Source organism: Trebonia kvetii (assembly GCF_007827045.1).
In the GTDB taxonomy this organism is placed as follows: domain Bacteria; phylum Actinomycetota; class Actinomycetes; order Streptosporangiales; family Streptosporangiaceae; genus Trebonia; species Trebonia kvetii.
In genome coordinates this window covers 224,490-245,628 of record NZ_RPFW01000001.1, presented here as the reverse complement: position 1 = coordinate 245,628, position 21,139 = coordinate 224,490, and the positions used below count along the sequence as shown (strand labels likewise).

Below are 21,139 nucleotides of genomic sequence, written 5' to 3'. Positions count from 1 at the left end.
CCCGGTGATCTGGTGGACGAGGTTCCGCAGGTACGTGGCGACCTCGTGGACCACGTGCAGGTCCAGGATCACGCTGAACACGATGAGCGCCGCGACGATCAGCATGAGCGCGAATCCAGTGAGCACTATTCGCCAGAACCTGATGAGCACTGCCACGGCGATTGCGCCGAGGAAAATGATTGCCTGTTCGTTGCCGGAATGAAGAAGATGGGTGGGCACGACGCCCTCCCGCTTTCGGTCGATGACTTGACGACCGGGTCGTGCGCAGGCAGACAAGAGCCTGGAAGAAATGCCGCGCTTGATTGGCAGCTGCCGCTACCAGAAGCGGTGACGAGCCTCCATGCACGAGTCCGGTGTCCGGGTCCGGTGTCGGAGCTGGCGCTCCGGCCGCGCCTTACTGTCGGGCAGTAATGGCGCCACGGTCACCAGCAGTCATGCGGGCCGGCCATGGTTTCCCCCTCTGCCCCCTACGGCGGTGCACCGGGCGGAGTATCCGCACCTGTGCTGCCTCAGGGGACTCATTGGTCCCAGCAGCAGTATTCCCGTAACTTTCGTGATCAGTCGTCCAGTTTCTGATCGGTTCGGGAAGGGCGGCTGGGCCTGGCTTTCAGTCGGGCAACCGGGCCGTAAGAACCTTACGTCGGGGCGAGCGTAACGTTTTCGGGGCCGCTGACGGTTTTGTACGTGAGGCCGGCCGTCGCATGCTCCCCCGCCCACTCAGCGACGGCCGGCCTCATGCATGCCCGCCAGGCCCGCAAGCCGGGTACGTGCCGTGCGAGGCGCGTGAATCTCCCAATTCCTGCCCGGAATCGGGCAGGAATTTGCCACTAACGCCAAGCGCCTGGCAGAATGACCCGCGTCTATGGATGATGCGCACCCGCGGAGCTCACCGTACCCGCAAGACCTGGTCCGCCACGTCGCGATAAGCACGGGGCTGGATGAGGCGACCGCGGCGCGGGTCGTGGCCGACGTGCTCGCCTACTTCGGCCAGACGGTCGACGAGTACGTCGTCCGGCGCCACCAGGAGCTCAAGGACCGCAATCGCAAGAACGACGCGATCTGGCCGCAGCTCGTGAACGAGCTCAAGAGCCGGAGGTTCAAGGCGGACGCGGTGTCTGAGCGCCAGCTGCGCCGCATGGTGTATCCGGACCGGCCTCGGTAAGCGAACGCATGACCTGCCCAAGGCAGGATGGCAAGGAGGAGAACGAATCGATGTGCGGGATCGTTGGCTACATCGGCAAGCGGGACGCGACCCCGGTGCTGCTCGAGGGGCTGCACCGGCTCGAGTACCGGGGTTACGACTCGGCGGGCCTCGCCCTCGTGCGCCGTGGCCGCCTCCAGATCACCAAGACCGCCGGCCGGGTCCAGGACCTGCGCGACAAGATCGACGACGGGCGGCAGACGACCAAGGCGACGATCGGCATCGGCCACACGCGGTGGGCCACCCACGGCGAGCCGAACGAGCGGAACGCCCACCCGCACACCGACACCGCGCAGCGCATCGCGCTGGTGCACAACGGCATCATCGAGAACGCCGACCAGCTCCGTGACCAGCTCACCGGCGCCGGCGTCACGCTGGTGAGCGACACCGACACCGAGGCACTCGCGCACATGATCGCCGCTGAGCTCGCGGCGATCGAGTCCGCGAGCCTCTCGGACGCGGTCGTCCGCACCCTGCGCCGCGTCGAGGGCGCCTACGGCCTCGTCGTGCTCGACCTGAAGAACCCCGACGAGCTTGTGGTCGCGCGCAAGGGCTCGCCGATCGTGCTCGGCCTCGGCGAGAACGAGATGTTCGTCGCCTCCGATGTGGCCGCCCTTGTCAGGTACACGCGCCAGGTCATTTACCTGGAAGACGGCGAGGTCGCGACGATCAGCGCGACCGATTACCGCACGACGACGCTGTCCGGGCCGTCGGTCAGCGGCGACGGGCACCGCACGCCCACCACGGTTGACGCGCAGGCCGAGGACTACGAGCTCGGCCCGTACAGCGACTACATGCGCAAGGAGATCCACGAGCAGCCGGACGCGATCCGGCGGGCGGTCATGGGCCGCCTGGACGAGCGGTTCGCCACCGCGAAGCTCGGCGGCCTCAACTTCGACCCGCGCGAGCTGCGCAACATCAAGCGGGTCAAGTTCCTCGGCTGCGGCAGCGCCTACTACGCGGGCCAGATGGGCGCCGCGCTCGTCGAGGAACTCGCGCGCATCCCCGCCGACGCCGAGCCCGCGAGCGAGTTCAGGTACCGCAGCCCGGTCGTGGACCCGGACGCGCTCTACGTTGCCGTCTCCCAGTCGGGCGAGACCAGCGACACGCTGATGGCCGTGCAGGAGCTCAAGCGCAAGGGCGGCCAGGTGATGGGCGCCGTGAACGTCGTCGGCAGCGCCATCGGGCGCGAGTGCGGCCATGGCATCTTCCTGCACGCCGGGCCGGAGGTCGCGGTGGCCTCCACCAAGGCGCTGACCAACATGGCGGTCAACTTCGCGCTGCTCGCGCTGCTTCTCGGCCGGGTCAGGGACCTGTCGGCCGCCCAGGGCGAACGCGTCGTCAGGGGCCTGCGCGGCCTGCCGTCCCAGGTGACCGCGATGCTCAACGCGGAAGACGAGATCGCCGCCATCGCCAGCGAGTTCGCCGACGCCGACCACATGTTCTTCATCGGCCGGGTACGCGGCTGGCCGGTGGCCCGTGAGGGCGCGCAGAAGCTCAAGGAGATCTCCTACGTGCACGCCGAGGCCTACCAGGCGGGAGAGCTCAAGCACGGCCCGCTTGCGCTCATCGCCCCCGACATGCCGAGCGTGGTGGTCATCCCGTCCGACGACCTGGTCGCCAAGAACATCTCCACGATCGAGCAGATCAAGGCGCGCGGCGGCCCCGTCATCGCGGTGACAAGCACCGACATCCCCGCGGGCCTGGCGGACGCGTTGATCAGAGTGCCCCGGACAGAGCCCGAGCTCGAGCCGATCCTGTTCAACATCCCGCTGCAGCTGCTCGCCTACCACACCGCCGCGAAGCTCGGCCGCGACATCGACAAGCCCCGCAACCTCGCCAAGAGCGTCACCGTGGAGTAGGGCGGCGGATCGCGGAGCACACGCAACCGTTCGGGAAAATCCGCCTTCGGTACTTCACAAGGGCCGATACCGAACGATTGCGTGGCTGCGCAGTCTAGGAAACCGGGACCGCATCCGGGGTGACCTCGTCGGGGTTCTCAAGCGCCGCGCGCATCGCCTCGGTGATCTCGGCGGGCACCAGCTGCTCGCACCAGACGACCTTGCCGCCAGGCGTGCGGCGCACGCCCCAGCGGGACGCCATCTGGGACACCACGTGCAGGCCGCGGCCGTTCTCCGCGTCCTTGTCGACCTGGAGCACCCGGGGCAGCGCGGGGGAGGAGTCGTGCACCTCGCAGACCAGGCTTTCCGGCTCGAGGATGAGCCGGAGCGTCACCTCGCCGTTGGCGTACTTGATCGCGTTGGTGACCAGCTCGGAGACGAGCAGCTCGCTGCTGTCGATCAGGTCCTCGAGGCCCCAGCGCTTGAGCGGGTCGCGGATCAGCGACCGCGCGTGCCGCACCGCGGAGTGCTCCGGCTCGAGCTGGAAGATGACCCGGTGATCCTCGGGGATGCGCCGCAGCTTGGCGATGAGGACAGCGATGTCGTCGCGCTTGGCGTCGGAGTAGACGCCGTCGAGCGCAGTCTTGCACAGGTCCTCGAGGTCCGCTTCCGGCGCGCCCTCGCCGAAGGCGGCCTGCAGCCTGTCGAGCCCCTCCGAGATGTCGCGGTCGCGCGACTCCACGAGGCCGTCGGTGTACAGCACGAAGAGCGAGCCGTCCTCGACCCCGATGACCTTGGTGTCCACCACGCCGTTGCCGACGCCGAGCGGCGGGCTCGGGATGACCTCGAGGTACTCGTTGCGGCCGTCCGGGTGGACGAGCAGCGGCGGCAGGTGGCCCGCCACGGACAGCTCGATCTCGCCGGTCACCGCGTCGTACACCGCGTAGGCGCAGGTGGCGAAGTGCGGCTCGCGCTCGCCGATGGTCCGCATCAGCTCGTCGAGCTGCTGCAGCGACTCGGCGGGCGGCAGCTCGAGCATGGCGAGGGTCTGGATGGCGGTGCGCAGCCGTCCCATAGTGACCGCGGCCCGGACTCCGTGTCCGGCGACGTCCCCGACGACAAGCGCTACCCGCGCGCCAGGCAGCCTGATCGACTCATACCAGTCGCCGCCGACCTCGACGAGCTCACTGCCCGGCAGGTAGCGGTGCTTGACCTCGACGGACGACGGCATGGACAGCCCGGTGGGCAGCATCGCGCGCTGCAGAGTCAGCGCGGTGGCGTGCTCCCTGTTGTACCGGGTGGCGTGGTTGAAGAACACCGCCGACCTGGTGGCGAACTCCATGCCCATTTCCATGTCGTAGCGGTCGAACCTGCGCGCGCCCGCCTCGCGGAAACAGCAGAAGAGACCGAGCACGGTCCCCTTGGAGACCGCGGGGATGACCAGCATCGACACGTCGGTGAACAGGCCGCCGACCGGCTTGCGGCGCCAGGACTTGGCCAGCTTCTTCGCCGAGTCGGCGGAGACGGAGTGCTCGAGCACCGCCGCACCGGTCTCGATGCTCTTGGTGTAGGCGGAGCCGGGCGGGAAGCGCAGGATCTCGCCGATGGGGAAGGCGGACTGCCAGGCAGGGTGCTCCCTGTCGTGCCTGACGTGCAGACGGCGCAGCGGGATGTTCCCGTCGGGCAGGTGCGAGGGCACCTCGTTGTCGCCGATGAGCGACTCGATGACGAGGACCTCGGCGGTGGAGCAGAAGGCGGGCACCAGCTGGGCGGTCATCTTCTTCGCCAGCTCGCTGAAGTCGAGCGTGTCCTCTTCGACCGGGCTCGCGTCGCGCAGCAGGATGTCCCGCATCAGGGCGGGGTCGACGAACCGCTCCGCCGACGGGATCGGGATCTGCATGATCACGAAGGCCGCGACGTCACTCGATCCGGTTTGCATCGGCTTAGCGGTAACGATTGCATCGGCGCTCAGGCCGCCCGCGAGTGCGATGGTGAGAACGGCGTTGCCCTCGCGATCCGCGCGCACCGCGTCGAGCATCATCGCGATCGAAAGAACGGTGACGCTATCCGACGGATTCGCCGTGATGTCGCTGAGGTGAACACCCAACAGATCGTCCGTGGAACGTGCGAGAACCTTTGGAGCCGTGCGATCGTGCTGGACAATGCGCCCGTTACGTTCGATTCCGAGAATAAGGGTTCGCACCGACGTGTTGGTCTCGATGGATTCCACGCTCGCCGGCGGTGCCTTTCGGCTGACCCTCTTGCCGGTTGTCACGGGCGACTCCTGAAAAGTATGTGCACGGCGCGCTCTCGCTCATTATGGGCCAACGAACGCTACAACTGAGAGCGCTTCCGATTCTTCCCTTTTGTCCTGTATGTACCAATATGGCCAGGTTGACAGTGCCCGCAGCGCTTCCTGGGACGAAGGACGCCTCCAGTGGCGAAATCGGATGCCTTGGGGAATTACTGGCTCAAGGTCGTGTTCGTGGCCGAGGCGGTGGCAACGATGCCCTGGGGTTCCACCGCGACGGACCTGACGACAAGGCCGGCGGGCAGCGGCGGGATGGTGATGACCTGATCCTGGATCGTGCCCGCGCCGCCAAGCAGTGAGGCGATGCCGCCGAGCGCGCCGAAGTGGATGGTGATCTTGTTCGGTGCGGTCTGCTTCACGGTCGCGTCGACGCTCGCCAGGCCGCCAAGGTCCACCTTGACCGCGTCCGGTCCGGCCGACGGATCGGGGGCGATGCTGCCGATGGAGCTCACGCCCGGCAGGTTGATCGCGTTGCCCAGGTCGTTGGCAAGCGACTGGTAGGAGATGGTCGCGGTGCCGTTGATCTGGTCGATCCTGGCGCTCGCGTTGGCCGACAGGCTGCTCAGGTGCACGCCGGTGGCCCGTGCCTTGATGCTGGTGATCTCGAACTGGCCCGTCTTGACATTGCTGGCGTTGATGTCGATCGCCTTGATGTCCTTGGCGGCGAGCTGGGTGAGGAACGGCCAGCCCTCGATGCCGACCGACGGCTTGGTGTTGAGGCCGGACGTCTCGATCTTCTGCGCGATCTGGTTCTCCGCGATCCCCTTGGCGATCTGGTCGCCGATGGCGAGGATGGCGACGATCATCACGAGGATCACCGTCAGGACGACCCAGCCGCGGCGGCGCCGCCGCGGCCGCGCGACCCGCCCCCTGGAGCCGTACCCGCCCTGCTGGCCGTACCCGCCGCCCTGCTGGCCGTAGCCCGGCTGGGCGAACCCGTCACCCTGGCCGCCGCCGCTGCTCTGCGGCGGCTGCGCGGGCCACCCGCCCGGTGGGCGCGGCTGGTAATCGCTCACCCGTGAGGCTCCCATCGACTCGTGTTCCGGCCTGTGCCGTCTTCGGGGGCGACCCCCGTGCCCGCCAGACCCGGGCACGGAATGCCTTGTCATCGTTTATACCCGCACCGCGCAAAGGCCGGCCCCCGCGCCGCACGGGGCGGAGGGGCCGGCCTGCAAGTCCGCGGCGCGGGATTACTTGCTGAACGTGGCGTTGGAGGCGGCCGCCGAGAGCGTGAGGCCCTGGGAGTTGACGACGACGCTGGTGATCCGCAGGGTGGCCGGCACGCCCTTGGGCAGGGTGAACGAGAACGAACCGAAGGAGCTGAGCAACGACCCGACCGCGCCTCCTGTGTTGAGCACCTGGATGCTGATGCTCTGCGGCCCGGTCTGGACGATCTTGGCCTTCTCCGTGTCGGAGAAGACGCCGCCGACACCCGCGGTGATTTTCAGCGTGTTCGGCCCGTCCTGCGACACGGTGATCCCGCTGCCGTCGCCGAGACCGCCCGCGGCCGCGAGCGCGCCGAACGAGATGAACGCCGTCGCGGTGACGTGATCGACCTTGGCGCTCGCGTTGCCTGACAGGGAACTGATGTGCATCCCGTTGATCGTCGCGTGGACGCTGGTGATCGTCACTGGGCCGGCGGGCACGTTGGCCGCCGAGATGTTGACCGTCTTGAAGTCCTTGGCGACAAGCTGGGTGAGGAACGGGAAGCCCTCGATCGACACATTCGGCTTGACGGGAAAGCCGTTGGATACGAATTGGCTGGCCATCTCGTTCTCCGCGATCGCGTTGGCGACCCGGTCGCCGATTACGAGCAGAATCGCGAGCACGATGATGGTGAACACCGCCATGAACGAGCGCCGCACGCGGCGCCGCCTGCGGTTCCTGCCGAACCGCAGCGGCGGCTGCTGCGGAGGCTGCTGCTGCGGCGGCCACTGCTGCCCGGGCTGCTGTGGAGACCACTGCTGCCCCGGCTGCTGCGGCGCCCACGGCTGCTGCGGCGTGTCCTGCGGCTGCGACTGGGGCTGCGGCGGCCAGGCGGCCGGGGCCGCGGCGCCCGCCTGGGGCGTGTCCTGCGGCTGCCGCTGCTCGGTCGGTGTCTCCTGCGGCGTCCACCGGGCCGTCGGCGCGTTCTGCCACTGCCCGGCTCCGGCGCCCGGTGCGGGGCCGGCGGGCTGGGCGGGGCCGGCGGGCTGGGCGGGCCCGGCCTGCTGGTCGGCCGGCGGAGCCTGGGCGGGCTGAGGCTGGGCGGGTGCGTCCTGCTTCGCGGGGCCGGCGGGCGTGAAGGAGGGCTTCGCGGGCGGCGGCGGTGGCGGTGGTGGCGGCGTCCACTGCGGCGCGGCCTGCGTCGCCGCCTCTTGCCCCCACGACGATGCCGTGGGCGACTGCACCGTCGGCGCAGCCGGTTTCGTGGGCGGGTCGTCCGAGGACGGCGCCGGCTGGGTCGGATCGGTACTCATGGCTAGCCCCCAAGTTCGCTGCCGAATTCAAGTATCGACAGATATCGACGCAGAACGAGAAATCGTCTCGTCGTAGTTATAGTTCACCAGATTCCGGATTTCACGCGCGAGCCCTAGACTCATCTGAAGCGAGGCTCGTGGCGGCGGGGCGCGTCCGGTCTTCACCTGATAACCGGGACGCTACAGGTGCGCGACGGAAACATAAAGCTGCCGATGAGGCGGATTGAGCGGGAGGAATTCGTCGGTGGGGAATCAAGTGGCGCAAAGTTCGCATGCCGCACCTCCCCTACTGGTACGCACGGTGCGTAACACCCACCGGCTGGACAGTGGGCAGGAATACCGCATCGGGCGAGACGAACAGGCGGACATCCCGTTGATCGACGCGCGGGTGTCGTGGGAGCACGCGGTGCTGCGCGCGGAAGGGCCGACCTGGGTCCTTGAGGACCGCAACAGCCGCAACGGCACGTTCCTCGGCGCGGAGCGGGTCGGCCGCCTGGAGATCAACGGCCCTTACGTGCTCCACTTCGGGCACCCCGAGGACGGCCCGGTGCTCCGTTTCGAGCTCGCCGCGCCTGAACGCCCGCAGGAGCCGCCACGGCTGCCGCCGCGGGAGTCCGTCGAGGGCGACACCACGTTCCTGCCGGGCGTCATCCGCGACCCCACGACGCGCGTGCAGTTGCAGGCGAAGGTGATGCACATCGGCCGCCGGCCGGACAACGACATCGTTGTCTCCGACCTCGGCGTGTCCAAGCAGCACGCGGAGCTGCGCAAGTCGGCGACCGGGACATACCAGATCATCGACCTGGGCAGCCACAACGGCACGTTCGTCAACGGCGCCCGGGTCAACCAGGCGGAGCTGTCCGACAACGACATCATCGCGATCGGCCACGCCACGTTCCGGCTGACCGGCGGCGAGCTGATCGAGTACGTCGACGACGGTCGTGCCACCTTCGAGGCGCACGAGCTGCGGGTCACGGTGGGCGACGGCGGCAAGCAGAAGGTCCTGCTCGACGGGATCACCTTCCCGCTCGCCGAGCGCTCCATGCTGGCGGTCATCGGCCCGGCGGGCGCGGGCAAGTCCACGCTGCTGAACGCGCTGACCGGCAAGCGTCCGGCGAACAGTGGCGGCGTCTACTACGACTTCCGTGACCTGTACGACAACTACGACGAGCTGCGGCACCGCATCGGCCTGGTGCCGCAGGAGTCGGTGACCCACGACCAGCTCACGGCGCGCACGGCGCTCGGCTACGCGGCCGAACTGCGCTTCCCGTCCGACACCGGCGAGGACGAGCGGAACCAGCGGGTCGGCGAGGTGCTCGACGAGCTGTCGATGACGCCGCACGCCAACACCAGGATCGAGCGGCTGTCCGGCGGGCAGAAGAAGCGGGTGAACATCGGCCTCGAGCTGCTGACCAGGCCGACCCTGCTGTTCCTCGACGAGCCGACCTCGCCGCTCGACCCGCACCTCAAGCGCGAGATGTTCCTGCAGATGCGCAAGATGGCCGACCCGCACGGCGCCACCGGCCAGTCGGTCGTCGTCATCACGCACGACGTGGAGTCGAAGCTGCTCGACATGTGCGACCGGATCATCGTGCTCCAGCCCGGCGGCAAGATGGCCTACTTCGGGCCGCCCGCCGACGGGCTGAAGTACTTCGGCAAGGACGACTGGGCGGACGTCTTCCAGCGGTTCGCCGACGAGCCGGCCCGCGACTGGTCGGGCGAGTACCGGAGCTCGACGGACTTCGTGAAGTACGTCGCCACCCCGATCTCGGTGCGCCAGCGGACACCCGAACGGCCGGCGCCCACCGGAGCGTCGCCGAAGCAGCAGCCGCTGCTCAGCCAGATCTCCACCATGGCCCGCCGGTACCGCAAGGTGATGTGGGCGGACCGCGCCTTCCTGTACACCACGCTGCTGATGCCGGTGCTGCTGGGCGTGCTGATCCGCGCGATGCCCGACAAGCTCGGCCTGACCGGCGACGCCCGCCACCCCAACACCAACGCTCTCCAGCTGCTGATGATCCTGGTGATGTCGGCGGTCCTCACCGGGACCGCCCTGTCCATCCGCGAGTTCATCAAGGAACGCGACATCTTCGAACGGGAACGGATGGCGGGCCTGTCGGCCACCGCCTACCTGTTCTCCAAGATCCTGGTGCTCAGCGTGATCTGCGTGCTGCAAGTGCTGCTGATCGTCATGGTCGGCCTCGCGGGGCAGAAGATGCCGTCGAGCGGAGTGGTGATCCCGGGGCCGGCGCTCATCGAGATCTTCATCGCGATGGCCGTGCTCTGCGTGGTGTCCATGCTGCTCGGCCTCGCGGTCTCCACGCTGGTGACCAAGAGCGACCAGACCATGCCCATCCTCGTCGGCATCACCATGGTGCAGGTGGCGCTGTCCGGCGGCATGTTCCCGCTGCAATCCCCGGTGACGTTCGTCTCCATGATCGCGCCGGCCCGCTGGGGCATGGGCGCGCTCGCCGGGACGGTCAACCTGAACGTCATCAACCCGCAGAACCCGCTCCAGCCGTCACCGCCCGACGCGCTGTGGGCGCAAAGCGCCAAGCAGTGGATCATCAACATCGTCGTGCTGCTGCTGATCGGCGTGATCTGGGTGATCATCGCCCGCCTCCGGCTCGCCACGATCGGCCCGCGCAGGCGCAAGCACGGCTCGGCGCCCGCCGGAGCGACCCCGCCCTCCGGGGTCTAGCCCTCCGCGGTCTAGCCCCCGGGGCCGGCGGCGGCACCGGGACAGGCCCGCGACGCGCGTGATCTGCGTCGCGGGCCGCTTTCTCGGGAAGATGCGGGACATCGGCGGTCTTGTAGTAGTTCGTGACGTTTTCCCTCCCGGTCCGCCAGGTCAACCAGAAGGTCATTGTCAGCGCGGTGTTCGTGGCCGCGATGTTCATGAACATCATGGACGGCACCGTGGTCAACGTCGCGCTGCCTACGCTGAGCAGGCACTTCGCCGTGCCGATCGGCTCGGTGAGCGGCGTCGTCACCGCCTACCTGGTGACGCTGGCGGTGGCGATGCCCGCGTCGGGCTGGGTGGGCGACCGCTTCGGCGGCAGGAACGTGCTGCTCGCCGCGATCACCGTGTTCACCGCGGCGTCGGCGCTGTGCGGAGTGGCGCAGTCGCTGCCGGAACTCGTCGCGTTCCGCGCGCTGCAGGGCCTCGGCGGCGGAATGCTCGTCCCCGTCGGTATGACGCTGATCACGAGGGCGTTCCCGCCGGCCGAGCGGATCAAGGCCAACCAGATACTGATCGTGCCGACGCTGCTCGCCCCGGCGCTCGGGCCGGTGATCGGCGGCGCCCTGGTGGACGGCCTGTCCTGGCGCTGGATCTTCTACATCAACCTGCCGGTAGGCGTCGCCGCCATCGTGGTCGGCTTGCTCTTCCTGCCCGCGGGCTCCGAGCACCCGGCCGGCCGGTTCGACGTGCCCGGCTTCCTGCTGGCGGGCGCCGGGTTCCCGCTGTTCATGTACGCGCTGTCGACCGGCGCGACTGACGGCTGGGGATCTGCCGTGGTGCTCGCCACCGGCCTGGCCGGCTTGGCTCTGCTCGCTGTCTTCCTTGTCGTGGAGCGGCGAGCCGCCGAGCCGTTGTTGCGGCTGGGCCTGTACCGCGACGGGCTGTTCCGCATCACCAGCCTCCAGGCCACCGCGGCGTCGGGCGGCTTCCTCGGCACGCTGTTCCTTGTCCCGCTTTTCCTGCAGAACGGCCTCGGCTTCTCCGCGGTCCACTCCGGCCTGTCCACCTTCACCGAGGCGCTCGGCGGCATGACCGGCGTGCAGATCACCACCCGCCTGTACAAGCGGACCGGTCCGCGCCGCCTGATGATCGCCGGCATGAGCGGCGCCATCGCCTCGATCGGCCTGATGGCCCTGGCCGGCCCGTCTGACGCCAACTGGCTGATCCCGCTGCTGATGTACTGCACCGGCTTCTCGTTCGGCTTCGCGATATCCCCCTCGCAGGCCGCCAACATGGCCACGATCACCGCGGCGGAGACCGGGCACGCCTCCACCTTGGTCAACACCTTCAGGCAGGCGGGCGCGGCGGCCGGCGTCGCCCTGCTCGGCACGGTGGTCGCCGCGACCGAAGCGGGCGCGGCCGACCTTGCCGGCTACCGGCTCGCGTTCCTCACCGCTGCCGCCCTGATGGCCGTTGGCCTGGTGTTCTGCTTCTTCGTCGACGACGCGGCGGCCGCACCGACGATGGCGGGCAAGACGACGACGGCGACGCCTCCGGTCCTCCCAGAAGCTGCCTGACCAGGGCACATGGCGCCTGTGTAACCTAATGCCCGTGGTTACTGCTGATGGCGCTGCCCTCTCCCTGTCCCTGACCCGCGCGATGCTCAGCCGCTTCCCGCTGATCGACGGCCACAATGACCTGCCGTGGGAGATCAGGGAGAAGTTCGCGCTTGACCCCGCCGCCGCGGGCCTGACCGGTCGGGTGGCGAACACCCACACCGACATACCGCGCCTGGTGGAGGGCGGTGTCGCCGGCCAGTTCTGGTCGGTCTACGTCCCGTCCTCGCTGGCCGGCGACACCGCGGTAACCGCGGTGTTCGAGCAGGTCGACCTGGTGCACCGGATGATCGCCGCCTACCCGAACCGCTTCCAGCTCGCGCTCACCGCCGACGACGTGGACGCGGCCTTCCAGGCGGGCAAGATCGCCTCGCTGCTCGGCGCCGAGGGCGGCCACTCCATCAACAGCTCGCTCGGCGTGCTCCGCTCCCTGTACGCCCTCGGCGTCCGTTACATGACGCTGACCCACAACGACAACGTCGGCTGGGCCGACTCGGCGACCGATGAGCCCGACTGCGGCGGACTCTCGGCCTTCGGCCGGGAGGTGGTGACCGAGATGCAGCGCCTCGGCATGCTCGTCGACCTGTCGCACGTGGCCGTCACCACGATGAACCAGGCGCTGGACATCGCCACGGCCCCGGTGATCTTCTCCCACTCGAGCGCCAGGGCAATCACCGAGAACCCGCGCAACGTGCCAGACGAGGTTCTGGCCAGGCTCGCGGGCAACGGCGGCGTCTGCATGGTCGCCTTCGTCCCGTTCTTCGTCTCCCAGGCCTGCACCGACTGGTTCAACGGCATGCGCGCCTGCGCGGGGAGCCGCGGCCTCGACCCGGACAACCCGTCGCAGGTCTTCGGCATCCTGCCGGACTGGGAGAAGGACAACCCGCTGCCGCCCGCGACCATCGCCCAGGTGGCGGACCACATCGAGCATGTCCGCGAGGTGGCTGGTGTCGCCAACGTGGGCATCGGCGCCGACTTCGACGGCACCCCGATCCTCCCCGAGGGCCTGCACGACGTCTCCAGGTACCCCGCCCTGTTCGCCGAGCTGCGCGACCGCCGCTGGTCAGAAGCCGACCTGCAGGCCCTGGCCGGCGGCAACATCCTGCGCGCCCTCCGCGGCGCCGAGTCCGCCGCCAACTCCCATTAGGGGGAGGGCGTCCATCTCGGCGTCGCTGACCTTGACCCCGGTGGGGTAGCTGCCGGGGTCGAGCTCGGCGTGGACGGTCAGCCCGGTGCGGGTGGTGGTGGCGGCGATGGACTCGACTACGACTTCGTGGCTGGTCAGGGGCCGGCCGCGCCAGTTCATGGTGATGCAGGAGAACAGGCGGTGCTCGATCTTGTTCCACTTGGAGGTGCCGGGCGGGAAGTGGCAGACGGTGATCTCCAGGCCCGTTTCCAGGGCGAGGGCGGCCAGGCCCGTCTTCCAGGCCCGCGACCGGTAGCCGTTGGCGCCGCCGGCGTCAGCGGTGATCAGCAGCCGCCCGGCGGCGGGGTAGTCCGCCCGGCCGCGGGTGTTCCACCAGCGGCGGATGGTCTCCACGGCGAACGCGGCGGTGTCATGGTCGGTGCCGACGCTGACCCAGCCGGCGTTCGCGGCAAGGTCGTATATGCCGTAGGGGATCGCCTTGCCGTCGCCCTCGGAGGCGAAGTCGTGGTCGCGGACCCGCGCCGGGGAGCCGGCGGGCCGCCACTGGCGGCCGGCGTTGCCGAACTCCCCGACCAGCTCCTTCTTCTTGGCGTCCACGCTGACCACCGGGTCGCCGGCCGCCTGGAACACCGCGGCCTGGCCGTTGATGTAGCGGAACTGGGCGTCCCGGTCCGGGTGCGAGCTTCCCTCGATGACCTTGGCGTTGCCCTGCAGGCTGAACCCCTGCCCGCGCAGCAGGTCTCCGACCGTGCCCGGCGACACCTTGTGACCCTGCGCGGACAGCTCGGCCGCCAGGGTGCGGGTCGACTTGACCGTCCACCGCAGCGGCGAGGCGGGATCGCCGCGCTCTTCCGGCTCGACCAGGGCCAGCAGCGCCGGGACGAGGCCAGGGTCCAGGTCGGCGGACCGCTTGCGCCCGCCGCCCGGACGGCGGGCCCGCCCCGGGGGCAGCGCTTCGCCTTCCAGATCGCTGACGCCCAGCGACACCGTCGCCTCGCGGACGCCGGCGGCCCGGGCCACCATCCGGATCCCCCCGTGCCCCAGCGCCCGCGCCTCGACTCCCAGCAGCAGCCGCCGCTGTCGCTCGTCCAGCTGCGGCAAGATCGACCCGAACTTCGCCGCCAGCATCTCCACCGTGATCATCTTCGGAGCCACGGAACACAGCATGCCAGACCCGGAAACCCACGGGTTATTGTTACGCAGTCCCAAAGACGCGTTCCTGGGTGCGCCGGGCGCCCGGCCAAGCCGGGCCGCCCAGCCGGCCGCGCGGCCGGAAGGGCGGTGGCGTAGTCACTCCAGTACGCTCGCCCTATGGCCGTCCCTGAGACCCCTCCGGTAGCGGGTGCAGAGACCCGTGGTCATGTCGTGATCGCCCCGGACAAGTTCAAGGGGAGCCTGACCGGGGCGGAGGTGGCCGCCCGGGTCGCCGCGGGCCTCAAGCGCGGCGGCTTCGCCGGCGAGACCGTGTGGGTGCCCGTCGCGGACGGCGGCGACGGCACGGTTGACGCGGCCGTGGCCGCCGGGTACCAGCGGGTCGAGGAGCAGGTGACGGGACCCGTCGGCGAGCCGGTGCTTGCGTCCTTCGCGATCCGCGGCGAGACCGCGGTCGTCGAGGCGGCGGCGGCCAACGGGCTCGCACTGCTCCCGCCAGGGACCCTGGCTCCGCTGACCGCGACCACCAGGGGCGTGGGGGAGCTGATCCTGGGGGCCGCGGGAATGGGCGCGAGAAGGATCGTGCTCGGCGTGGGCGGAAGCGCCACCACAGACGGCGGCGCCGGCCTGCTCCAGGCGCTGGGCGCCCGGCTCACCGACGCGTCCGGCCACGAGCTTCCGCCGGGCGGCGCCGCGCTCGGCCGCCTGGCGGCTCTTGACCTCTCCGCGTTGCGCGATCTGGACGGCATCGAGTTCGTGCTTGCCTCGGACGTGGACAACCCGCTGCTCGGCCCGGCAGGCGCTGCCGCGGTCTACGGACCGCAGAAGGGCGCGTCGCCCGCCGACGTGCCACTGCTCGACGCCGCCCTGGAACGCTGGGCCGACGTCGCGGAGGCCGCCGCAGGCGGATACCGGGACGCGCCAGGCGCCGGGGCGGCGGGCGGGCTCGGCTTCGCCGCGCTCGCTTTCCTCGGTGCGCGGATGCGTCCCGGCATCGATTACCTTCTCGACCTGGTGTCTTTCGGCACCCGGCTGCGCGGGGCACGGCTGGTGATCACCGGCGAGGGTTCGCTCGATGCCCAGACGCTGCGCGGCAAGACGCCGGCCGGCGTGGCCCGCGCCGTGGCCGCGCGCGACCCGAGCATCCCGGTGGTCGCGGTGGCGGGCCGCTGCGCGCTGACCAGGGACGAACTGCGCGCCGCGGGGATCGCCGCCGCCTACGCGCTGACCGAGATCGAGCCAGACATGGCCAGGTGCTTCGCCGACGCAGGACCGCTGGTCGAGAGGCTCGGCGAGCGCATCGCCGCCGACTGGCTCACCTGACGGAGCCGGCCGGGCCAGTGGGCCAGCCGGGCCAGCCGAGGCACCGGCGGCCGGCCGGGCAGGGCGGGTGGCCCGCATCGGTGAACCACAGGCCTGCGGCCTCGCTAGACTCGCTGGCGATGACTCCGCCAGATGTTTCTCCGCAGCCCGCGCCCGCGCGCGGGCAGGTCTTCAGGTACGAAGGGTTCGCCACCGACGCCGACCGAGGGCTGCTGACCTGCCGGTACTCGCTCGACGGCCGGGAGTTCACCGAACGGGTGTCGCTCACGCCCGGCCCCGCCTGGGATTCGCCCGCGGCCCGCGCCGCCGCGCGCCTCGTCTACGTGCTCGCGGCCGTCTCCTATTACAAGACGGCCGCGCCGCCGGTGATCGACCTCGGCGACACCGCGCTGACCGGACGCGAGCGGACCTTCCTGCGCGAGTTCTACCTGGCGGGCCTCGGCGAGTACGCCTACCGCAACGGCCTTGACCTCAGCGACCTGCGCATCGAGGCGCGACAAGCACCGGACGTCCCACAGAGCCAGGACAAGGCCACCCAGAGCGGCCTGCGCCCGCTGATCCCCTTCGGCGGCGGCATCGACTCGATCGTGACCGTCGAGGGCATCCGCAAGCGGACCGGCGACATCGTGCTCTTCGTCGTCAGCCGCCCGGGTGACCGGTTCGCGGCGATCGAGCGGCCGGCCGCGGTCAGCGGCCTCCCCGTGCTGCGGGCGGGCAGGGAGATCGACCCGCAGCTGCTGCGCTCCGCCGAACTCGGCTTCCGCAACGGGCACGTGCCGGTGACCGGCATCATCTCGGCGATCGCGGTCCTTGCGGCCGTCCTGGCCGGCCGGGACACGGTGGTGATGTCCAACGAGTGGTCGGCCTCGGTCCCGACGCTCGAGCACGACGGACGCCAGATCAACCACCAGTGGTCCAAGTCGGCGGCCTTCGAGGCCGACTTCCGTGACCTGCTGCGGGCGGAGGGCCTGCCCGGGTACTTCTCCGCGCTCCGCGACCGCACCGAGCTGTGGGTGGGGGAGCGGTTCGCCGCGCTCACCCAGTACCACGCCACCTTCCGCAGCTGTAACCGCGCGTTCCACCTCGACATCAGCCGCCGCCTCGGCCACTGGTGCGGCGAGTGCGACAAGTGCGCGTTTATCGACCTGATCCTCGCCCCCTTCATGTCTCAGGACCAGCTCGCGGCGGTCTTCGCCGCCGACGGCGGCGCCAGCGAGCCGCTCGGCAACCCGGCGCTCAGGCCCAAGTTCGAGGCGCTGCTCGGCGCGGGCACCAAGCCGTTCGAGTGCGTCGGCGAGATCACCGAGTGCCGCGCCGCCGTGGTCCTCGCCGCCAGGCGCGCCGACCGGGCCGCCACCCCGCTGCTCCAGGAACTGGCCGCCGAGATCACCGGCCGTCCCGACGCACCCACCGAGGCGGAGATCGCCGCCATGCGCCGCCCGGTCGGCGCCAGCTTCATCCCCGCGGAGTACTCACTCGAGGACGCATGACCGCCGGGCGGACCACCCTGCGCTGGCCGGACCTGCGAGGGGCCAAGGTCGGCGTCTGGGGCCTCGGCAAGGAGGGCCAGGCGACGGTGCGCAAGCTGCGCAGCCTTGCCATCGCGCCGGTCCTCGTCGATGACAGCCCGAACGAGAGCGGCGTACTCCCCACCGCCGACGGAGGCCTTGACGCCCTTAGGGCCTGCGAGGTGGTCATCAAGACGCCGGGCATCAGCCCCTACCGCCCCGAGGCGGACGAACTGCGCCTGGCGGGGGTGACCCTGGCCGGCGGCCTCGGCCTGTGGGTGAACGAGGCGGACCTGTCCCGCGTCGTCTACGTGACGGGAACGAAGGGCAAGTCCACCACCTCGTCGGTCATCGGCCACCTGCTGCGCGGCCTCGGCCGCAAGGCCATGGTCGGCGGCAACTTCGGCGTCGCGCCGTACGACCCGGAGCAGGCGGGCGACTTCGACTTCTGGGTGATCGAGGTGTCCAGCTACACGGCGGCCGACGTCGCGGTGACCCCGCCGGTCACCGCCGTGACGTCGCTGCACCCCGACCACCTGCCCTGGCACGGCGGTGTCGAGCGGTACTACGCGGACAAGCTGTCGGCCACCGCGCAGCCAGGCGCCGTGCTCACCGTCGCCAACGGCGACAGCGCGCTGCTCCGCGAGCGGGCAGCGCTGCTCGGCCCGAAGGTCGAGTGGGTCAGCGACGCCGACGAGCCAGGCGCCGTCTGGATGGACCGACTTGGCCTGCCGGGCAGGCACAACCGGCGCAACGCGCTGATCGCCCGCCAGGTTCTGCTGGCGCTAGGCATTGCCGGCGCGGACGACGACGAAAGGCTCGCCGCGGCGGCCGACGGCTTCGCGCCGCTGCCCAGCCGGCTGACCCCGGTGGGCACGCTGGACGGCGTCACGTTCATCGACGACTCGCTGTCGACGAACGTGCTGCCGACGCTCGCCGCCCTCGAGTCCTTCCCCGGCTCGCGGGTGGCGCTCATCGTCGGCGGTCAGGACCGCGGCATCGACTACACCCCGCTCGCGCAGAACGTGCGGGGTAGGCAAGAACCGACAATCGTTCTGACGCTGCCCGACAGCGGCCCGCGGATCGCGGCGGCCTTCGCGGAGACGGCAACCACCACGGTGACTCGCCGGGGGGGTTTGGGGGGGTCGCCCCCCCGGGCAAGTACGGTGATTCGCCGGGGGGGTTTGGGGGGGTCGCCCCCGCGGGCAAGCAGGGACCCCGCCTTTTCCGGCGTCATCGAGTGCCAGGACATGGAGGCCGCCGTCGGCGAGGCGTTCCGCTGGGCGCGGCCTGACGGCATCGTGCTGCTGTCGCCTGCCGCACCAAGCTTCGGCCGCTTCCGCGACTACCGGGATCGCGGCGACCAGTTCGCCGCCGCGATGCGGGCGCTGGGCCAGCCCTAGTCCGCCACCGTGATGCCCAGGTGGTGGGCGAGCAGCGGTGCGAGCGTCATCAGCTGCAGCGAGTCGATCCGGACGCCGCGCAGCGCGTCGAATCCTGCCTTGATGCCAGGCGTGCTCGCCGAGCCGAGCGTCGCGCCCCGCAGGTCAACGTCCTGGCAGGTGACACGGGTGAAGTCGACGTTGGCCAGCGTGCTGCCTGAGAACCGCACCCGGACCAGCTTCGCCGAGGCGAAGTCCACGTCGCGCAGCACGCAGTCCTCGAACGTCACGTCGGTCAGCCTGGCGTCGCGGAAGTTGACCGAGTCGAGCTTGCAGCCGCGCAGCAGCACCCGCCGGCCGGCCATGGAGAAGGCCTGCACCCCGGCGAACACGCTGCCGTTGAACCAGACGTCGGTCAGCGACGCCTCCGCCAGTTCCACCGCCACGAACCGGGTGTCGCCGAACCACACGTCCGAAAGCCGCGCCCGGCGCAGCCGCCCGCCCTCGAAGGCGGCGCCGGTGAACGCCGACTCGGCGAACCGCGCCCCGGAGGCGTCGGCGTCGGAGAACGCGTAGCGGGAGAATAGCAGCCGGTCGTAGTCACCCTCGGGTTCGAGTTCTTCCGCCTCGTCGAAGGGCTCAAGTTCCTTGCCGAACGGCAAGTCGCCGACATCGCGTGGTGACTTCACGTTTCCATTCCTAAACTAAACGTCATGACTGAGTTCCGTGCGCCTGAAGTGAATGACTTCAACGGCCAGATCATCGCTGAGTTCCGTGCCAACGGCGGCCGGGGTCGGCGGACCGTTCCAGGGGTCGGACATCCTTCTGCTGCACCATACCGGGGCACGCAGCGGACGGCAGCGGGTCTGCAGGCAGCAGCAGCGCAGGCCCGCGTTCGCGCAGTACGAGTAGAAGGCGGCGCCGCGCAGGATCCCGGTGGTCGTGCTCGAGCCAGTAAATTGACTTAAGTCGTAAAAAAAGGTCCTATATCGCTTATCGCTCCATCGACGCAGCGGGAGGTCGCCCCTATGGGCCCAGCCGAGCCTGAGGTTTCCACCACGTCCGGCAGGGTCCGGGGCCGCGTTGAGCACGGGAACGCGGTCTTCCGCGGCATCCCGTTCGCGAAGCCGCCGCTTGGCGAGGGCCGGTTCCTGGCGCCGGAACCGACGGAACGCTGGGACGGGGTGCGCGATGCGGCGGCGTTCGGCCCGCAGGCGCCGCAGGCCGCCTTCCCCGGCACACCGGAGCCGCCGCCGGACGAGACGGGCGAGTGGCTGACGGTCAACGTGTGGACGCCGGACACCGAGGCGCGGACGCTGCCCGTCATGGTCTGGATCCACGGCGGCGCGTACCTGTTCGGCTCGGGCGCCAGCTACGAAGGCGCGCCATTCGCGGCCGGCGGCGCGGTCTTCGTCTCCTGCAACTACCGGCTCGGCGTCGAGGGCTTCGCGCACATCGAGGGCGCGCCCGCCAACCGCGGCCTGCTCGACGCCGTCGCGGCACTGCGCTGGGTCAGGGACAACATCGAGCAGTTCGGCGGCGACCCGGCCAACGTCACGGTCTTCGGCGAGTCGGCGGGCGCGGGCGTGATCGCCGCGCTGCTCGCGATGCCCGCCGCCGCCGGCCTGTTCCGTCGTGCCATCGCCCAGTCGGTGCCTGGCACGTTCTTCACGCCGGAGCTCGCCGCCGCGGTCACCGAATCGATCGCCGCCGTGGCCGGCCTGCCGCCGACGCACGAGGCGCTCACCAAGGCCGACCCGATGCGCCTCGTCGCGGCCCAGGCGAGCGTGACGGCGCGAATGCAGGAGTACACCGAGTGGGGCGCGCTGCGGATCACCGACACCCCGTTCTCCCCTGTCGTCGACGGTGAGGTGCTGCCACGGACTCCCTGGCGGGCCCTGGTGTCCGGCGCGGCCCGCGACGTGGAACTGCTCACCGGCCATAACAGGGACGAGTACCGGCTGTTCATCGCGGCATCCGGGCGTCTCGGCAAGATCACCGAGTCCGAGTTGAACACGGTGCTCGACTACTTCGCGCCCGCGCCTGATGGCCCGGCCGGGTACCGGAAGGCCTATCCCGACCTGGACGCGGGCGGCCTGTTCGAGGTGGTCTTCTCCGACTGGCTGTTCCGCATGCCGACGCTGCACCTGGCGCAGGCGCACGCCGCCGCCGGCGGCACCACGCGCCTGTACGAGCTGACGGCGCAGGCGCCGGGCGGCCCGTACGGCGCCTGCCACGCGCTCGACATACCGCTGCTGTTCGGCGCCCGCAGCGAGGGCATCGGCCCGATGCTGACTGGTGCGGAGCCGCCCGCGCAGTTCATCGCGCTCGGCGCCCTGATGCGCGGCGAGTGGCTGGCCTTCGCCGCCTCCGGCGACCCCGGCTGGCCGCTTTACGGCACCGAGCACCGGGCGACGCGGGTCTACGACCTGCAGCCGGACGTCGCGTCCTACCCCGAGGAGACCTCGATGCGACTGTGGGAGCGGCACATGTTCGACGCGCTCGAGCTGCCCTGA

General features: G+C 70.2%; 14 protein-coding genes and 1 pseudogene. 10 read left to right on the top strand and 5 right to left on the bottom strand.

All coding sequences use genetic code 11. From position 1 onward, the window contains the following. Positions 1-12 precede the first annotated feature (12 nt). The 3 genes from EAS64_RS01030 (at position 13) to glmS (ending at position 3,063) form a co-directional block, all read left to right on the top strand. Entirely contained in the window at positions 13-411 is a 399-nt protein-coding gene (locus EAS64_RS01030) for a hypothetical protein (protein ID WP_145850828.1), read from the top strand. Between the two features lie 451 nt (positions 412-862). Further along, the gene (locus tag EAS64_RS01025) at positions 863-1,162 is read left to right on the top strand and encodes a hypothetical protein (RefSeq protein WP_145850827.1); all 300 of its coding nucleotides are present in this window, start codon (positions 863-865) and stop codon (positions 1,160-1,162) included. A gap of 50 nt (positions 1,163-1,212) precedes the next feature. Continuing rightward, the gene (gene glmS / locus EAS64_RS01020) at positions 1,213-3,063 is read left to right on the top strand and encodes a glutamine--fructose-6-phosphate transaminase (isomerizing) (RefSeq protein WP_145850826.1); all 1,851 of its coding nucleotides are present in this window, start codon (positions 1,213-1,215) and stop codon (positions 3,061-3,063) included. Positions 3,064-3,157: 94 nt separating this feature from the next. Here glmS and EAS64_RS01015 read toward each other — a convergent pair whose 3' ends face one another. The 3 genes from EAS64_RS01015 to EAS64_RS01005 all read right to left on the bottom strand — a co-directional run bounded on the left by EAS64_RS01015 (position 3,158) and on the right by EAS64_RS01005 (position 7,812). Continuing rightward, entirely contained in the window at positions 3,158-5,149 is a 1,992-nt protein-coding gene (locus tag EAS64_RS01015; RefSeq protein WP_246115482.1) for an ATP-binding SpoIIE family protein phosphatase, read from the bottom strand. 356 nt (positions 5,150-5,505) lie between these two features. Beyond that, complete coding sequence (locus EAS64_RS01010) at positions 5,506-6,369, bottom strand: LmeA family phospholipid-binding protein (RefSeq protein ID WP_145850825.1); 864 nt, start codon at positions 6,367-6,369, stop codon at positions 5,506-5,508. A 174-nt stretch (positions 6,370-6,543) separates the two neighbouring features. Continuing rightward, the gene (locus EAS64_RS01005; RefSeq protein WP_145850824.1) at positions 6,544-7,812 is read right to left on the bottom strand and encodes an LmeA family phospholipid-binding protein; all 1,269 of its coding nucleotides are present in this window, start codon (positions 7,810-7,812) and stop codon (positions 6,544-6,546) included. 301 nt (positions 7,813-8,113) lie between these two features. Here EAS64_RS01005 and EAS64_RS01000 point away from each other — a divergent pair, with 301 nt between their 5' ends. The 3 genes from EAS64_RS01000 to EAS64_RS00990 all read left to right on the top strand — a co-directional run bounded on the left by EAS64_RS01000 (position 8,114) and on the right by EAS64_RS00990 (position 13,258). Then, positions 8,114-10,513 (top strand): FHA domain-containing protein, encoded by a 2,400-nt coding sequence (locus EAS64_RS01000; RefSeq protein ID WP_187365600.1) that lies wholly within the window; start codon positions 8,114-8,116, stop codon positions 10,511-10,513. 122 nt (positions 10,514-10,635) lie between these two features. Continuing rightward, positions 10,636-12,072, top strand: a complete 1,437-nt coding sequence (locus tag EAS64_RS00995) for a DHA2 family efflux MFS transporter permease subunit (RefSeq protein ID WP_222848910.1) — start codon at positions 10,636-10,638, stop codon at positions 12,070-12,072. Positions 12,073-12,106: 34 nt separating this feature from the next. Next, a complete protein-coding gene (locus EAS64_RS00990; protein WP_246115481.1) occupies positions 12,107-13,258 on the top strand; it encodes a dipeptidase in 1,152 nt (383 codons plus the stop codon). Here the strand turns inward: EAS64_RS00990 and EAS64_RS00985 are convergent. After that, positions 13,256-14,386 (bottom strand): annotated as a pseudogene (locus EAS64_RS00985) (ISAzo13 family transposase); the annotation flags it as partial. The gene EAS64_RS00990 and the pseudogene EAS64_RS00985 overlap by 3 nt on opposite strands. 183 nt (positions 14,387-14,569) lie before the next feature. Here EAS64_RS00985 and EAS64_RS00980 point away from each other — a divergent pair. From EAS64_RS00980 to murD, 3 genes are all read left to right on the top strand, one after another. After that, complete coding sequence (locus tag EAS64_RS00980) at positions 14,570-15,733, top strand: glycerate kinase (RefSeq protein ID WP_145850821.1); 1,164 nt, start codon at positions 14,570-14,572, stop codon at positions 15,731-15,733. A gap of 119 nt (positions 15,734-15,852) precedes the next feature. Beyond that, positions 15,853-17,223, top strand: a complete 1,371-nt coding sequence (locus EAS64_RS00975) for a MurL-like N-terminal domain-containing (RefSeq protein WP_145850820.1) — start codon at positions 15,853-15,855, stop codon at positions 17,221-17,223. Further along, complete coding sequence (murD, locus tag EAS64_RS00970; protein WP_145850819.1) at positions 17,220-18,644, top strand: UDP-N-acetylmuramoyl-L-alanine--D-glutamate ligase; 1,425 nt, start codon at positions 17,220-17,222, stop codon at positions 18,642-18,644. The genes EAS64_RS00975 and murD overlap by 4 nt, the downstream gene beginning before the upstream one ends. Here murD and EAS64_RS00965 read toward each other — a convergent pair. Continuing rightward, on the bottom strand, positions 18,641-19,312 hold the full coding sequence (locus tag EAS64_RS00965) for a pentapeptide repeat-containing protein (protein ID WP_145850818.1): 672 nt from the start codon (positions 19,310-19,312) through the stop codon (positions 18,641-18,643). The genes murD and EAS64_RS00965 overlap by 4 nt on opposite strands. Positions 19,313-19,651: 339 nt before the next feature. On the opposite strand from EAS64_RS00965, the gene EAS64_RS00955 reads away from it, so the two are divergent. After that, the gene (locus EAS64_RS00955) at positions 19,652-21,139 is read left to right on the top strand and encodes a carboxylesterase/lipase family protein (RefSeq protein WP_145850817.1); all 1,488 of its coding nucleotides are present in this window, start codon (positions 19,652-19,654) and stop codon (positions 21,137-21,139) included.

Coding starts and splice junctions, on each gene's coding strand:
- EAS64_RS01025 (WP_145850827.1), top strand. CDS start 863: ATGGATGATGCGCACCCGCGGAGCTCACCGTACCCGCAAGACCTGGTC.
- glmS (WP_145850826.1), top strand. CDS start 1,213: ATGTGCGGGATCGTTGGCTACATCGGCAAGCGGGACGCGACCCCGGTG.
- EAS64_RS01005 (WP_145850824.1), bottom strand. CDS start 7,812: ATGAGTACCGATCCGACCCAGCCGGCGCCGTCCTCGGACGACCCGCCC.
- EAS64_RS00980 (WP_145850821.1), top strand. CDS start 14,570: ATGGCCGTCCCTGAGACCCCTCCGGTAGCGGGTGCAGAGACCCGTGGT.
- EAS64_RS00975 (WP_145850820.1), top strand. CDS start 15,853: ATGACTCCGCCAGATGTTTCTCCGCAGCCCGCGCCCGCGCGCGGGCAG.
- murD (WP_145850819.1), top strand. CDS start 17,220: ATGACCGCCGGGCGGACCACCCTGCGCTGGCCGGACCTGCGAGGGGCC.
- EAS64_RS00955 (WP_145850817.1), top strand. CDS start 19,652: ATGGGCCCAGCCGAGCCTGAGGTTTCCACCACGTCCGGCAGGGTCCGG.